At 37.5% G+C, this 13,973-nt stretch carries 13 protein-coding genes; all 13 read right to left on the bottom strand.

Annotated elements, in window-relative coordinates:
* A complete protein-coding gene (gene fliF / locus AC6CHJ_RS03965) occupies positions 1 to 1,602 on the bottom strand; it encodes a flagellar basal-body MS-ring/collar protein FliF (RefSeq protein ID WP_498287349.1) in 1,602 nt (533 codons plus the stop codon).
* A 57-nt stretch (positions 1,603 to 1,659) separates the two neighbouring features.
* Positions 1,660 to 1,920 (bottom strand): flagellar hook-basal body complex protein FliE, encoded by a 261-nt coding sequence (gene fliE, locus AC6CHJ_RS03960; protein WP_498288508.1) that lies wholly within the window; start codon positions 1,918 to 1,920, stop codon positions 1,660 to 1,662.
* 68 nt (positions 1,921 to 1,988) lie between these two features.
* On the bottom strand, positions 1,989 to 2,444 hold the full coding sequence (gene flgC, locus AC6CHJ_RS03955; protein ID WP_066785591.1) for a flagellar basal body rod protein FlgC: 456 nt from the start codon (positions 2,442 to 2,444) through the stop codon (positions 1,989 to 1,991).
* A 2-nt stretch (positions 2,445 to 2,446) separates the two neighbouring features.
* Positions 2,447 to 2,839, bottom strand: a complete 393-nt coding sequence (flgB, locus tag AC6CHJ_RS03950) for a flagellar basal body rod protein FlgB (protein ID WP_498287347.1) — start codon at positions 2,837 to 2,839, stop codon at positions 2,447 to 2,449.
* A 595-nt stretch (positions 2,840 to 3,434) separates the two neighbouring features.
* Positions 3,435 to 4,214, bottom strand: coding sequence for a GTP-sensing pleiotropic transcriptional regulator CodY (gene codY, locus AC6CHJ_RS03945; RefSeq protein WP_147194162.1), 780 nt, complete (start codon positions 4,212 to 4,214; stop codon positions 3,435 to 3,437).
* 84 nt (positions 4,215 to 4,298) lie between these two features.
* Positions 4,299 to 5,690: an ATP-dependent protease ATPase subunit HslU gene (hslU, locus tag AC6CHJ_RS03940; protein ID WP_147194164.1), complete on the bottom strand. Its 1,392-nt coding sequence runs from the start codon at positions 5,688 to 5,690 to the stop codon at positions 4,299 to 4,301.
* Positions 5,687 to 6,235, bottom strand: coding sequence for an ATP-dependent protease subunit HslV (gene hslV, locus AC6CHJ_RS03935; protein ID WP_066785582.1), 549 nt, complete (start codon positions 6,233 to 6,235; stop codon positions 5,687 to 5,689). The genes hslU and hslV overlap by 4 nt, the downstream gene beginning before the upstream one ends.
* An 18-nt stretch (positions 6,236 to 6,253) precedes the next feature.
* Positions 6,254 to 7,153, bottom strand: a complete 900-nt coding sequence (gene xerC, locus AC6CHJ_RS03930) for a tyrosine recombinase XerC (protein WP_498287346.1) — start codon at positions 7,151 to 7,153, stop codon at positions 6,254 to 6,256.
* A 256-nt stretch (positions 7,154 to 7,409) separates the two neighbouring features.
* A complete protein-coding gene (gene trmFO, locus AC6CHJ_RS03925) occupies positions 7,410 to 8,720 on the bottom strand; it encodes an FADH(2)-oxidizing methylenetetrahydrofolate--tRNA-(uracil(54)-C(5))-methyltransferase TrmFO (RefSeq protein WP_147194167.1) in 1,311 nt (436 codons plus the stop codon).
* 30 nt (positions 8,721 to 8,750) lie between these two features.
* The gene (topA, locus tag AC6CHJ_RS03920) at positions 8,751 to 10,826 is read right to left on the bottom strand and encodes a type I DNA topoisomerase (protein ID WP_147194169.1); all 2,076 of its coding nucleotides are present in this window, start codon (positions 10,824 to 10,826) and stop codon (positions 8,751 to 8,753) included.
* Positions 10,827 to 10,917: 91 nt separating this feature from the next.
* Entirely contained in the window at positions 10,918 to 11,814 is an 897-nt protein-coding gene (gene dprA, locus AC6CHJ_RS03915; RefSeq protein WP_498287344.1) for a DNA-processing protein DprA, read from the bottom strand.
* 68 nt (positions 11,815 to 11,882) lie between these two features.
* Positions 11,883 to 12,785, bottom strand: a complete 903-nt coding sequence (gene sucD, locus AC6CHJ_RS03910) for a succinate--CoA ligase subunit alpha (RefSeq protein WP_066785379.1) — start codon at positions 12,783 to 12,785, stop codon at positions 11,883 to 11,885.
* Between the two features lie 16 nt (positions 12,786 to 12,801).
* On the bottom strand, positions 12,802 to 13,962 hold the full coding sequence (sucC, locus tag AC6CHJ_RS03905) for an ADP-forming succinate--CoA ligase subunit beta (RefSeq protein WP_066785376.1): 1,161 nt from the start codon (positions 13,960 to 13,962) through the stop codon (positions 12,802 to 12,804).
* Positions 13,963 to 13,973 lie beyond the last annotated feature (11 nt).

Here is a 13,973-nt window from a genome sequence, read left to right as displayed (position 1 = left end):
TTAATCTTCCGTTATCCATGTTCTAAGTAATTTCGCAAATTCCTCCGGCTTGTCTTTCGCCATTCTTTCTAACTGTTTTCGACGTAATGTCGTTTCAGTTTCTTTTTCTTCAGATATATCGTCTACATCAATTTCCTCTTCTTCATAGTAATCGTACTCTTCTTCCTCTTCCGTCTGTCTTCTAGAACGTAAAATAAAGAAGACTAAAATACCTATTGCAGCAAGAAGGATCCCGCCAATGACATAAACCCACCATGGAATTGAATTAGTTTGCGCTGTTGGAACAGTAGCTTTTCCATTCAATTTTTCTACAGCCACAATGACTTTTTCATTAATTTGCTGATTCGTTAGTTGTCCCGCTTCATTCTTATCGATTGATGTCCGAACGATTGAAGCTAGCATATTTTTGATATCGTCCTGCGTTGCGGCTGGCAATGATGTTGGATCGCCTGCTTTTGGAGGTTCGACCATTACCTGAATTCCTATATCGCGTATGCGGTATGGGCTTTCTGTAATTTTTCTTTTGATACGATTCACTTCATAGTTGACAGTATCTTCGCTCTTTTCGTAGTCGCCGTTCCCATTGCTTGAAGATTGATAATCAGTAAAATTATCTGTGTTGGAATCTCCTTCAGGTGTCCCGCCAGCTCCTGCACCGTCTCCTGTATAAGTCTCGTTAATTTTTTGAGCACTAATTTGGATTCCGGCCATGTTGTCCTTATCAACGGGTTCTACTAAATTTTCTTCTCTGTTTTCCTGAGTAAAGTCGATATCAGTCGTAACGCTGACAGCTGCTTTGCCAGGACCCATCAACTGGCCTAACATGGTTTGGACTTGGCGCCCTAAATCACGTTCAATCTGTTTTTTGATTGCCAACTGTTTTGTCGCACCTGTAGCAGATAAACCATCACCACTATCTGCTGTTTCAGTACCAAGATCGTAGTATTCAAAGTACTGGTTAGTAATCACAATATTCTCAGGCTTTAAATTCGGTATACTTTTTGATGCTAGATTATAAAGTGTTTTAATTTCCGCTTCGGTAAATTGATATCCAGGTTCAGTGTTTAATACAATAGATGCACTCGCCTCTTGCTGAGTATCGCTTACAAAAACACCTTTTTCTGGTAAATTAATCATCACTTTAGCATCTTTAACGCCCTTTACTTGCTTCATTAGATTTCCAAGCTCTGTTTGCATGGATGCAAGCTTAAGCATGTTAAACTCATTATCTGTCATACCAAAGCCAGCATTTTGGGAGAAGAATGAATAGTCAATTTGCCCTGACTGAGGTAATCCTTGTGATGCCAAATCAACCTTTAAATCATCTACTTGATCTTTTGGCACTTCTATCGCTGTCCCACCATTAGTGACTTGAAATTTCACCCCATCAGAAGTTAATTGTTCCTTGATTTGACCGACTTCAGCAGCAGACAAATCTGAAAATAAAGGGGCATAGGTTACTCTTGTAGCAAAGAAAGTAATAATAGCAGCAATCATTAGCACAGCTAAAATAGAACCGATAATTGTACCTTTTTGTACTTTTGATCGACTTTTCCAAAACTGACTGAAGTTAGTCTTAATTTTCGTTAATCTTTCATTCATTTTGATCCTCCGGTTATAGGTAATGTTTTTGTTTTCTCTCTCTAATAAACATTCCTATTAAACTGTCATTCGCATAATCTCTTGATACGCTTCTACTACTTTATTGCGAATTTGGAGGGCGGTGTTTAGTGTGATATTTGCCTTTTGAGCAGTAATCATTACATCATGAAGCTCTACATTTTCTCCATTGACAAGCCGATTCGTCATATTATCAGAAGCTACCTGACTATTATTCACAGCTGAGATTGCATCTTTTAAAACAGCACCGAAGTTTTCTTTCTCATTCGTTGACGTCTTTTCTGTTGCAGTTTGAGACATAGTTGGCTGCACTGGCTGTGAAATAGAAACTTGAGAAATTGCCAATCTTTATCATCCTTCCTGGTTGATTATTTTCCTATCTCTAATGCTTTTGAAAGCATAGATTTATTAGCATTAAAAACTGTTACATTTGCTTCATACGAGCGTGTGGCTGAGATTAGATTTACCATTTCTTTTAGCGGATCAATATTTGGCGCTTGAACATATCCATCCTCATTTGCATCAGGGTTGGTTGGATCATATACAAGTTTATAAGGTGTCTTTGTATCTTCATTGATACTAGCTACTTTTACACCATTGCCTACTGTTTGATCAGATCCAACAGCTTTATTAAGAAAGTTAGAAAATGAATTTCCTTTCGGGACTAAAGTAACTGTTTTTCGTGTGTAAGGAACCCATTTGCCATCAACCTGTTTTGCTCTTGTTGTATCTACATTGGCCATATTGGATGAAATAGTATCCATTCTCAAACGCTGTGCAGTTAATGCAGATCCAGTTGTATCCATACTTTGAAATATTGACACGATTAATTGCCTCCCTTAATAACTGTCAGAAGCGAATTTAATTTGCCATTTTCGCGTTCAATTAGTGTATTGTAAAAAATACTATTCTCTGCTAGACTCGCTTGTTCTTTATCCATATCAACACTATTCCCATTATTTCTGTAGCTTAATTGTCTATTGTTCACTACACCTGGAGTTTGGTTTGTAGATTGGAAATCAAAATGTTTTGTGTCAGTCTTATTTGCCTGAATCGAAGAATTCTTCGCATCTTCTAGCATTTTGTGAAAACTTACATCCTTTGCTTTATAATTCGGCGTATCTACATTCGCAATGTTTTGAGCGATTGTTTTCTGTTTTAAACTTGCATATGACAACCCATTCTCAATATTAGAGAGGGTTCCGTCGAAAATACCCAATTCATTCACCTCAATTCGACTTTATTCGTCAAATTCAACTAATTTTCTGATGTTATAATTGTAATAAAGATGTTATAAAGTGTCTATCGTATTTATCATATTTTTAATAGGTTTAACAGACCATTTTTACTGGCAGAAAAATCTTCCACATACAATAAACTTGATAAATGAAAGGCCTTATTACCTAAATCCTTTTTCACTATTTTAATAGTGTATATCTTTTAATACAGCATTTTTGATAGAATATATGTTTAAATGTACATAAATTTATAAATTTGCAAAGTAAATATTACTAAACCTTTTTTCCTAACGAAGAATATTATAAATGTTTTTCCTTATTTTTTCAATTGTCATATTCTTAATATTGTGAGCAATAAATTTATAAGACTGGTTGATAGCACATATTATACCATTTTAAGTTAATTTGGTGTATTTTTGCGAACTATGTATTTTAATTTGTCACATTCTGATAATCTTTTAAGGTGGGTGTATCTTAATAGTGAAGAGAGAGAAGGTGTTTTGAGTATCCGGGAAGTAGCAGGGTAAATAAAAAAGCTGTTTTGTCCCCTGTTAAGGACAAAACAGCAATTTCAACTTATCTCATTTTGATTTCTGCTAAAGCATTTAGGAATTTGTTGTTTAGTACTTTAATATAAGTACCTTTCATACCTAAAGAACGTGACTCAATCACACCGGCTGATTCTAACTTACGCAATGCATTGACAATCACTGAACGTGTTATACCGACACGGTCAGCAATTTTAGAAGCAACTAGTAAACCTTCAGAGCCATCTAGTTCTTCAAAGATATGCTCGATCGCCTCAAGCTCACTGTAAGACAATGAATTGATCGCCATTTGAACAACCGCTTTGCTTCTAGCTTCTTCTTCAATTTCTTCTGCTTTTTCACGTAAGATTTCCATACCTACCACAGTTGCACCGTATTCAGCTAGGATCAAATCGTCGTCTTCAAACTTATCTTCAAGACGTGCTAAAACAAGTGTACCCAAACGTTCGCCGCCACCATTGATTGGCACGATTGTTGTTAGACCGGATTTAAAGATTTCTTGAGCTTCTACTGGGAATGCACTGTGCTCATCCGAGACACCCAAGTTCGAAGCTGTTTCAGAGAAGTCATATAACTTACGTGTATATTCTTCTGGGAATTGACGCTCTTCTAACATTTTTTTGAAACGTTCGTTTTCAATTTGTTGTTTTACACCAATACCCAACAATTTCCCTTTTCGGCTTACTATATATACGTTACTCTCAATAACTTCACCAAGTTCTTCTGCCATCTCTTTGAAGTTTACTTGTCTTCCTGCTGACGCTTGCAGCATAGAGTTAATTTTTCTTGTTTTTTCTAATAAATTCATTACGAATGTTCCTCCTGTAATTTTTACCTCATTTTTGAAATATTCAAAAGGTTTCAAATTTTGTGCAATACATTAGATTATATACTATAAAATAAATTGTGACAAATCTTTATTCTTGACAATTTCATTAAGTTTTTCGTCTACGTAATTTTCTGTGATTTCAATACGGGCCGGTGATATATCCGACGCTTCAAACGAAAGCTCTTCTAACAAACGTTCAAGGATTGTATGCAGACGTCTCGCTCCTATATTGTCTGAATCTTGGTTTATATTAGTGGCAATTTCTGCAATACGATCAATTGCTCCGTCTGTGAATGAAATTTCTATTTCCTCGGTAGCAAGAAGCGCTTCATACTGAAGAATTAACGAATGGTCTGGTTCTTTAAGAATCCGTATAAAATCTTCTTTCGTTAATTTTTCTAGCTCTACGCGAATTGGAAAACGCCCCTGCAATTCAGGTATTAAATCGGAAGGCTTTGACATATGAAAAGCACCTGCCGCAATAAATAACATGAAATCTGTCCGTACCGGACCATATTTTGTATTCACGGTCGATCCTTCTACAATCGGTAAAATATCGCGTTGTACGCCTTCACGCGATACATTTGCGCTATTTCCTCCATTGCTTTTAGTAGCAACTTTATCAATTTCATCAATAAAGATAATACCTGTTTGTTCTGCCCGATGGATGGCTTCTACCGCTACCTCATCGCTGTCAATCAATTTATTGGCTTCTTCGATGGTTAAAGCTCGTCTTGCATCTTTTACTTGTAAACGGCGCTTCTTTTTCTTTTGAGGCATTAAACTTGAGAGCATATCTCCCATATTTGTACCACCCATATCAAATCCACCTGGGATCATACCCATCATGCCTGTTTGCTGTTCAGTCACTTCTATCGTAACCCATTCGTTCTCTAATTTGCCGTTCCTTAAATCATCAGCAATTTGAGATCTTTTCAAACGTACTTGAGTATCTTCTTCCGGCTGATCGTCAGAAGCCTCCACTTTTTGGCCAAATAATGCCTCAAATGGGTTCGGCGTATTCTGTTTCTTTTTCATGCTAGGCACAAGTAGTTTAACGATTTGATCATTTGCCAATCTTTCAGCCTGTTCTTTCACTTCTTCTTGTTTTTCTTCTTTTACAAGTCGATTAGAGATTTCGACTAAATCTCTTACCATTGATTCAACGTCTCGTCCAACATAACCCACTTCGGTAAATTTTGTAGCCTCTACTTTTAAAAACGGCGCTTTTACCAAGCGTGCGATTCTTCTTGCGATTTCTGTTTTTCCGACACCTGTTGGTCCGATCATTAAAATATTCTTTGGAATGACTTCATTCTTCATTTCATCCGGCAATAACTGTCTACGATATCTGTTACGAAGCGCAACTGACACCGCTCTTTTGGCTTGTTCTTGACCAACAATATAACGATTCAAATAGTCCAACATTTCTCTTGGCGTTTTTTGTAATGTCATTCGCTTAAGTCCTCCACAATAATATTATGGTTTGTAAATACACAAATATCTGCCGCAATTTCAAGCGATGCTTTTGCAATATCATGTGCAGTTAATGTATCCCCTGCATATTGCTTTAATGCCCTGCCTGCAGATAAAGCATAATTTCCGCCTGAGCCAATCGCTAAAATACCATCATCCGGTTCGATTACTTCACCTGAACCTGATACAAGCAATAATGTTTCGTTATTCATGACAAGGAGCAAAGCTTCAAGCTTTTGCAGCATTTTGTCTCCGCGCCATTGCTTAGCTACTTCAACAGCTGCACGCTGTAGATTGCCGTTGTATTCCATTAACCGACTTTCAAACATTTCAAACAACGTAAAAGCATCAGCAACAGAGCCTGCAAAGCCTGCAAGAACTTTTCCGTTATATAAACGACGCACCTTTTTGGCAGTATGTTTCATTACAACAGAATTTCCTAATGTGACTTGGCCATCGCCTGCCATGGCACTAGCCCCTTTATGTTGTATAGCGAATATTGTGGTTGCATGCAAATCCATCAAAAAACCTCCTTCAAAATTTTACGCTCGTGGATGAGCATTTATATACGTATTTCGTAAATGTTCTTTCGTTACATGCGTATAAACTTGAGTAGAAGATAAACTGGAATGGCCTAAAAGCTCCTGGACCGTTCGGAGATCAGCTCCGTTATTTAATAAATGTGTAGCAAAAGTATGTCTAAGCATATGCGGATGAATCGTTGTATGTAGTTCTGCTTTTGCAATCATCTCATTTAATATATAGCGTATTCCTCTTGAAGTGATTGCCCCTCCGTGCAGATTCACAAACACAAAATTGTGTTTATTCGACTTCATTAGCGCAGAACGCGCTTCTTCAATATATCGTGTTAGTGAATGTCCTGCATATTCACCGAAAGGAACATAGCGCTCTTTTCTACCTTTCCCCATCACTCTAATGATATTTAAGGAAAAGTCAATGTCTTTTATTTGTAGAGAAGTCAACTCGCTCACACGGATACCAGTAGCATAGAGTAGCTCTAGGATAGCCATATTGCGTAGCGATTTCCGATCTTCACCTTCATTGGCTTGGAATAATTGAGAAAGTTCTTCTTCATAAAAAAAGTGAGGGAGCCTTTTTTCCTTTTTGGGGTGATATAGCGCTTGGAATGCTACATCATCAATTTCATATTCTTTATTTAAAAATCTAAAGAAAGAACGGATTGATGATATCTTTCTAGAGACGGTGGTTCTTGCTTTTTTTTCTTCATACAATTTTGTTATATAAAGTCTTGCATGAACGTATTCAACTTGCGTCAATTCTTTTACATCTTCAGTATGAAGAAACGAAAAAAACTCTAGCAAATCTGTTCGATATTCTTGGACTGTTAACGGCGAATAATTCTTTTCAAGCTGTATATATGTCATAAATTGTTCAAGTGCATCATCAAACTGTAGGTTCATTTAAACACTCCAAACTAAAGCTTTCTTTTGTATTCTCCCACTGTCATTGAATTAAATAAAGCAAGAACACTTTTTAACAACTTAGAATATGGAAATTTTCAGTAGATTTATGGCGTTTTTGTGTCCAAAATGGATCTTTTAATAGTATGCCTAAAATTGGAATAGATTAACCTTAAATAAGAAAAAAACAAAAAAATATTGACAAAGCAAAAAGCCCTTAAAAGTATATCAACAATTAAGGACTTTAGCAAACTAATTATAATGTATTTAATTCTTTGAATTGTTTTAGCGCTGCTAGTGCACGTTCCGCATGTTTCTCTCCGCGTTCCTGCTTCGATTTAATCTTTTCTCCTAGTGGAGGGAATAAACCAAAGTTAACATTCATTGGTTGGAAATGCTTAGCATCAGTCTCTGTTATATAACGAGCCATACTACCAAGTGCAGTTTCAGATGGGAATATACACAAGTCCTGTTGCTGTGCTAACCGAGCAGCATTAATACCTGCAATGAGTCCGCTCCCCGCTGATTCTACATATCCTTCTACCCCTGTCATTTGACCTGCAAAGAACAAAGTAGGACGTGCTTTTAATTGATACGTCTTTGCCATCGCTTTAGGAGAATTAATAAATGTATTTCGATGCATAACACCATACCGTACAATTTCCAGGTTTTCTAAGCCTGGAATCATACTAAACACTTCTTTTTGAGCTCCCCATTTTAAATGCGTTTGGAACCCTACCAGGTTATAAAGTGTTCCTGCTGCATCATCTTGGCGAAGTTGGACTACTGCAAAAGGTCTTTTTCCTGTCTTTGGATCTTCTAACCCTACAGGTTTCATTGGACCAAACAGCATAGTTTTAGGTCCACGTTCAGCCATTACTTCAATAGGCATACAACCTTCAAAGTATTTTTCTTTTTCAAATTCATTTAGTGGTGCTTTTTCTGCATCTACTAAAGCTTTTTGGAAAGCATAGAATTCCTCTTCTGTCATAGGACAGTTTAGATATGCTGCTTCCCCTTTATCATAGCGAGATTTCAAATAAACTTTATCCATATTGATGCTCTCTTTTTCAATAATAGGAGCTGCTGCATCATAAAAGTATAAATATTCTTCGCCTGTTAATTCTTTAATTTTATCCGCAAGTGCTGGGGATGTTAATGGTCCAGTTGCGATAACAGTAATCCCCTCAGGAATCTCTGTTACTTCTTCATTCACCACTTCAACAAGCGGATGATTTTTCACCTTTTCCGTTATATAACCAGAAAATTCATGGCGGTCAACAGCTAGTGCACCACCTGCTGGTACTGAGCATTGGTCTGCTGCTTCAATAATAATTGAATCTAGTTGGCGCATTTCTTCTTTAATAACGCCAACAGCATTTGTAAGATTATTTGCACGCAATGAATTGCTGCAAACAAGTTCTGCAAATTTATCCGTGTGGTGGGCTGGTGTTTGTTTCACAGGACGCATTTCAAAAAGACGGACGTTAATACCTCTTTTCGCAATTTGCCATGCTGCTTCACTTCCTGCTAAACCCGCTCCAATAACATTCACAATTGTTGTCATAACTCTCTTTACCTGCTTTCTAATAGTGCATCATTGTGTAGGTTGTTCCTTGTAGTCGCAATTTGTACATTGGACTTGAATACCCTTTTTAATCTTTTTCTCCACCAATAATTCATTACATTTTGGACAAGGGCGATTAATTGGCTTATCCCAAGAGACAAAATCACAATCTGGATAGCGGTTACATCCATAAAAAATCCGCTTTGTTTTACTCTTTCTTTCAACAATCTCGCCCTCTTTACATTTAGGGCATTTGACTCCGATCTCTTTCACAATAGCTTTAGTATTCCGACAATCTGGGAAATTGCTACAAGCCATAAACTTGCCATATCGTCCTAGCTTAAAGACCATTGGCGAGCCGCAAACTTCACAATCTTCGCCAGCAGGTTCATCTTTTATTTCAACTTTTTCCATCGCAATTTCTGCATGCTGTAGATCTTTCTCGAATTTACGGAAAAAGTCATCGATAATTTTTTTCCATTTTACATCGCCATCTTCTATACTGTCTAAATCTTTTTCCATTTGAGCAGTGAATTCAATATTAATGATATCAGGGAAAAATTCTAGTACGAGTGAATGTACTATTTCCCCAAGCTCAGTTGGCACAAAGCGTTTAGCTTCTAACGTTACATATCCCCGCTTTTGAATTGTATCTAATGTAGGGGCGTATGTTGAAGGACGGCCGATCCCTAGTTCTTCTAACGTTTTTACAAGCCTTGCTTCAGAAAAACGTGGAGGTGGCTGCGTAAAATGTTGTTTTGGATTTATTTCTAGACTCTTAACCACGTCTCCCTTTTCAAGCGGCGGCAGTAGTTTGTCTTTTTCTTCTTTCTGGTCGTCTGATCCTTCTATATAAAGCTTCATAAAACCAGGGAATTTCACATTGGAGCCTGAAGCTCTAAAAATAACATCGCCATTTTGCAAATCTGCCGTAACTGTATCTAAAATAGCAGGAGCCATTTGGCTTGCTACAAAGCGATCCCAAATCAAACGATACAATCTTAATTGATCTCGTGACAATACTGTTTTAAGTTGATCTGGATGACGCATAGTGCTTGTTGGGCGGATTGCCTCATGCGCATCTTGCGCTTTTTCTGACTTCTTCGCCTGTTGATTGATCGGCGTTGTATATTCATTTCCATAAGTTTGATCAATATATTGAAAGGCTTCTTTTTTAGCCGTCTCTGAGATACGAGTTGAATCTGTTCTCATATATGTAATCAAACCGACTGTACCTTCTTTACCAACATCAATACCTTCATATAATTGTTGTGCTAGCATCATTGTTTTTCTTGCTCTAAAGTTTAGCTTTCGAGCTGCTTCTTGTTGCAGTGATGAGGTAGTGAAAGCAGGTGAAGGATTTCGTTTTCTTTCTCGTTTAACTACTTTAATAATTTCAAAGTCTTCACCATTTAGTTTCGCTAAAATTGCTTCAACTTCTTCTTTATTTTTTAATTTAATTTTTTCTTTGGCATTACCATAAAAGAGTGCATCAAAAGGTTTTTTTCCTTTTTGGAAATTACCTTCGATTGTCCAGTATTCTTCAGGCTGGAAATTTTTAATTTCATTCTCACGATCAATAATAAGCCTTAATGCAACTGATTGTACACGTCCTGCTGATAAACCCTTTTTGACTTTCTTCCATAATAAAGGGCTAATGTTGTAACCTACGAGACGGTCTAGTATTCTGCGTGCTTGCTGTGCATCTACTAAATCAATATCAATTGGTCTAGGATGTTTAAATGATTCTTTTATTGCATCCTTCGTTATTTCATTAAATACTACTCTGCAGTCTGATTCGATATCAATATTTAAAGCTTGCGCTAAGTGCCATGCAATCGCTTCACCCTCACGATCGGGATCGGCTGCTAGATAGATTTTTTTTGCTTTTTTCGCAGCTGATTTTAAATCCTGCAGTACAGGGCCTTTACCGCGAATCGTAATATATCTAGGCTCATAATTATTTTCAGTATCAATACCCATCTGACTGCGTGGAAGATCTCGCACATGACCAATTGATGCTTTTACTTTATATTTTTTTCCTAAGTAACGTTCAATTGTCTTCGCTTTTGCAGGAGATTCCACTATCACTAAATAATCCGACATATAAGTTCCCCCTTAGAGAGGCTGTTTAAGTTTTCAAAAGAAATACCTGTTGCAAAATGTATAACAGAAAATCAAATTTTGCAACCATTTTTCATTTCGAATGTAAAAATTCTTCTAATTCTTCTATTATTTGATAGCCATTCCATATAGGTTTAGCTCCTTCTGCAATCAGTTTGTGTGGCCCTTTTGAAAGTGGATTTGTAATATCGCCTGGCACAGCAAAAATTGTTTTGCCATTTTCTAATCCATGATCAATTGTGCTTAAAGTACCGCTTTTTTCAGCCGCTTCTGTTACCACTATTCCCGTCGATAAACCGCTAATGATTCGATTACGCATAGGAAAATGCCATTTTTGCGGCTTGACGTATGGTGGATATTCGCTTATAAGCAGCTGATTTATTTCCATTTGCTCAGCAAGTTTTTTATTTTCTTTAGGATATAAATGAAATAATCCATGTCCAAGTACCCCTACTGTTTTTCCAGAAAAACGAATAGTTGTTTCATGTGCCTTGCGGTCAGCACCTTTTGCCAAACCACTGACAATGACAAACTCATGCTCTATTAATGGCGGCACGATGAAGTTTAATACCTTATCTGTATAAGTAGTAGCATTTCTTGCTCCTATAATAGCTATCTTTCGTTTATTCTCTAAAATTGCAGAGTCGCCTTTTGTATAAAGTACTACTGGCGGGTCATATAATGCAAGTAATCTGGTGGGGTATAAGGGATGATTAAAAGGTATGGGGATAATTTTATGTGCTTTGTATGCTTGTAGGAGTGGGGTCTCCAACGTTTTTAAATAATTTTTTTGCAATTTTTTAGCTTTATCGACAGAGATATTTAATAGGATGGCTAATTCAGATGCTTCAGTATGCCCAATTCTCTCTAAATTTGGATCTCTTTGAAGAAGTGATGAAAGCCTGTTTAGGGGAACAGGGAACACATAATGCAATGCTAGTATTCTTTCAGAAAAGGTCAAATGACTCATGACCTTCCTCCCTTCACATTGAAATGAAAAAGTGTAGCACTTTAGAGTGCTACACTACACTATACATATTAATGGGTTTTGCACTTATCGTACAAGCCTTTTTCTTTAATAACACGGATAAATGTTTCGCCGATTACAGCTGGTGTTTCAGCTACTTCAATACCGCACTCTCTCATTGTTTTGATTTTTTCAGCAGCTGTTCCTTTACCGCCAGAAATAATAGCGCCGGCATGGCCCATACGTTTTCCTGGAGGTGCTGTTTGGCCACCGATAAATCCAACTACTGGTTTCGTCATGTTGGCTTTAACCCATTCAGCAGCTTCTTCTTCAGCAGTACCGCCGATTTCACCAATCATGATTACGCCATATGTGTCTGGATCTGCTTCAAACTCTTTTAATACATCGATAAAGTCCGTACCATTGACAGGGTCCCCACCAATACCAACAGCAGTAGATTGACCAATGCCCTCTACTGTTAATTGATGAACAGCTTCATAAGTCAATGTACCAGAACGAGAAACAACGCCTACATGGCCTTTTGTATGAATATAGCCAGGCATGATACCAATTTTACACTCATCCGCTGTGATAACACCTGGGCAGTTTGGTCCGATTAAACGTGTTTTCTTGCCTTCCATATAACGTTTAACTTTAACCATATCAAGTACTGGAATATGTTCAGTGATACAGATAACCATGTCTAATTCGGCATCTACCGCTTCTAGAATAGCATCTGCCGCAAATGGAGCAGGTACATAAATTACAGATACATTTGCACCTGTATTTTCTACTGCATCGCTAACCGTATTAAATACAGGAACCCCTTCCACTGTAGTGCCACCTTTACCAGGAGTTACACCAGCTACGATCTTTGTGCCATACTCAAGCATTTGTTTTGTATGGAAAAGAGCTGTCGAACCTGTAATGCCTTGTACCAATACTTTTGTATCTTTGTTGATGTAAATACTCATCCCGATTCCGCCTTTCTTAACCTACAAGTTCCACAATTTTTTGAGCGCCATCAGCCATTGAATCTGCTGCAACAATATCTAAGCCTGATTCATTTAATAATTTTTTGCCTAGTTCTACGTTTGTACCCTCAAGTCTTACTACTAGAGGTACCTTTAGACCTACTTCTTTAGCTGCAACAATGACACCTTCAGCGATTACGTCACACTTCATAATACCGCCGAAAATATTGACAAAGATCCCTTTAACATTCGGATCTGAAAGGATAATTTTAAATGCCTCTGTTACTTTTTCAGCTGTTGCACCGCCCCCAACATCCAGGAAGTTTGCGGGTCTTCCGCCGTAAAAGCTGATTGTATCCATAGTAGACATAGCAAGTCCTGCCCCATTTACCATACAACCAATATTGCCATCAAGTGTAACATAGTTTAAGTCATACTTTGATGCTTCGATTTCTTTTTGGTCTTCTTCATCAAAATCGCGCAATTCGACAACATCTTTATGGCGATACAATGCATTGTCGTCGAAGTTGAATTTGGCATCAAGTGCCATTACTTCTCCGTCTCCTGTAACAGCAAGCGGGTTAATTTCTAAGATGGAAGCATCTTTATCTGTAAACGCTTTATATAAACCTAACATTAAATTAGCAGTTTTATTGATTAACTTAGTAGGGATATTCATATTAAAAGCAAGGCGTCTAGCTTGGAAGCCTGTTAAACCTACTACTGGATCGATAACTTCTTTAAATATTTTTTCTGGTGTTTCTTCAGCAACTTCCTCGATATCCATACCACCTGCTTCAGATCCCATTAATGTTACGCGAGAAGTCGCACGATCAACTAAAAGACTTACATAGTATTCTTTTTGAATATCTGAACCTGCCTCTATGTATAGGCGTTTTACTTCTTTTCCTTCTGGGCCGGTTTGATGTGTTACAAGTACTTTGCCCAATAATTCTTTTGCGTAAGAGCGAACCTCATCTAAGTTTTTCGCAATCTTTACACCGCCAGCTTTACCGCGGCCGCCTGCATGAATTTGAGCTTTTACTACCGTAACTTTGGAATCTAATTCTTTCGCAATATTTACTGCTTCTTCTGGCGAGAAAGCAACCCGACCAGCAGGAACAGCTACCCCATATTTACGAAGAATCTCTTTCCCTTGATATTCGTGGATATTCATCCTTGTTCCTC

The sequence above is a fragment of the Rummeliibacillus sp. GQ308 genome, from assembly GCF_059759115.1.
Note: the sequence above shows the minus strand (reverse complement) of the source record. Positions and strands in the feature narration are given on the sequence as shown.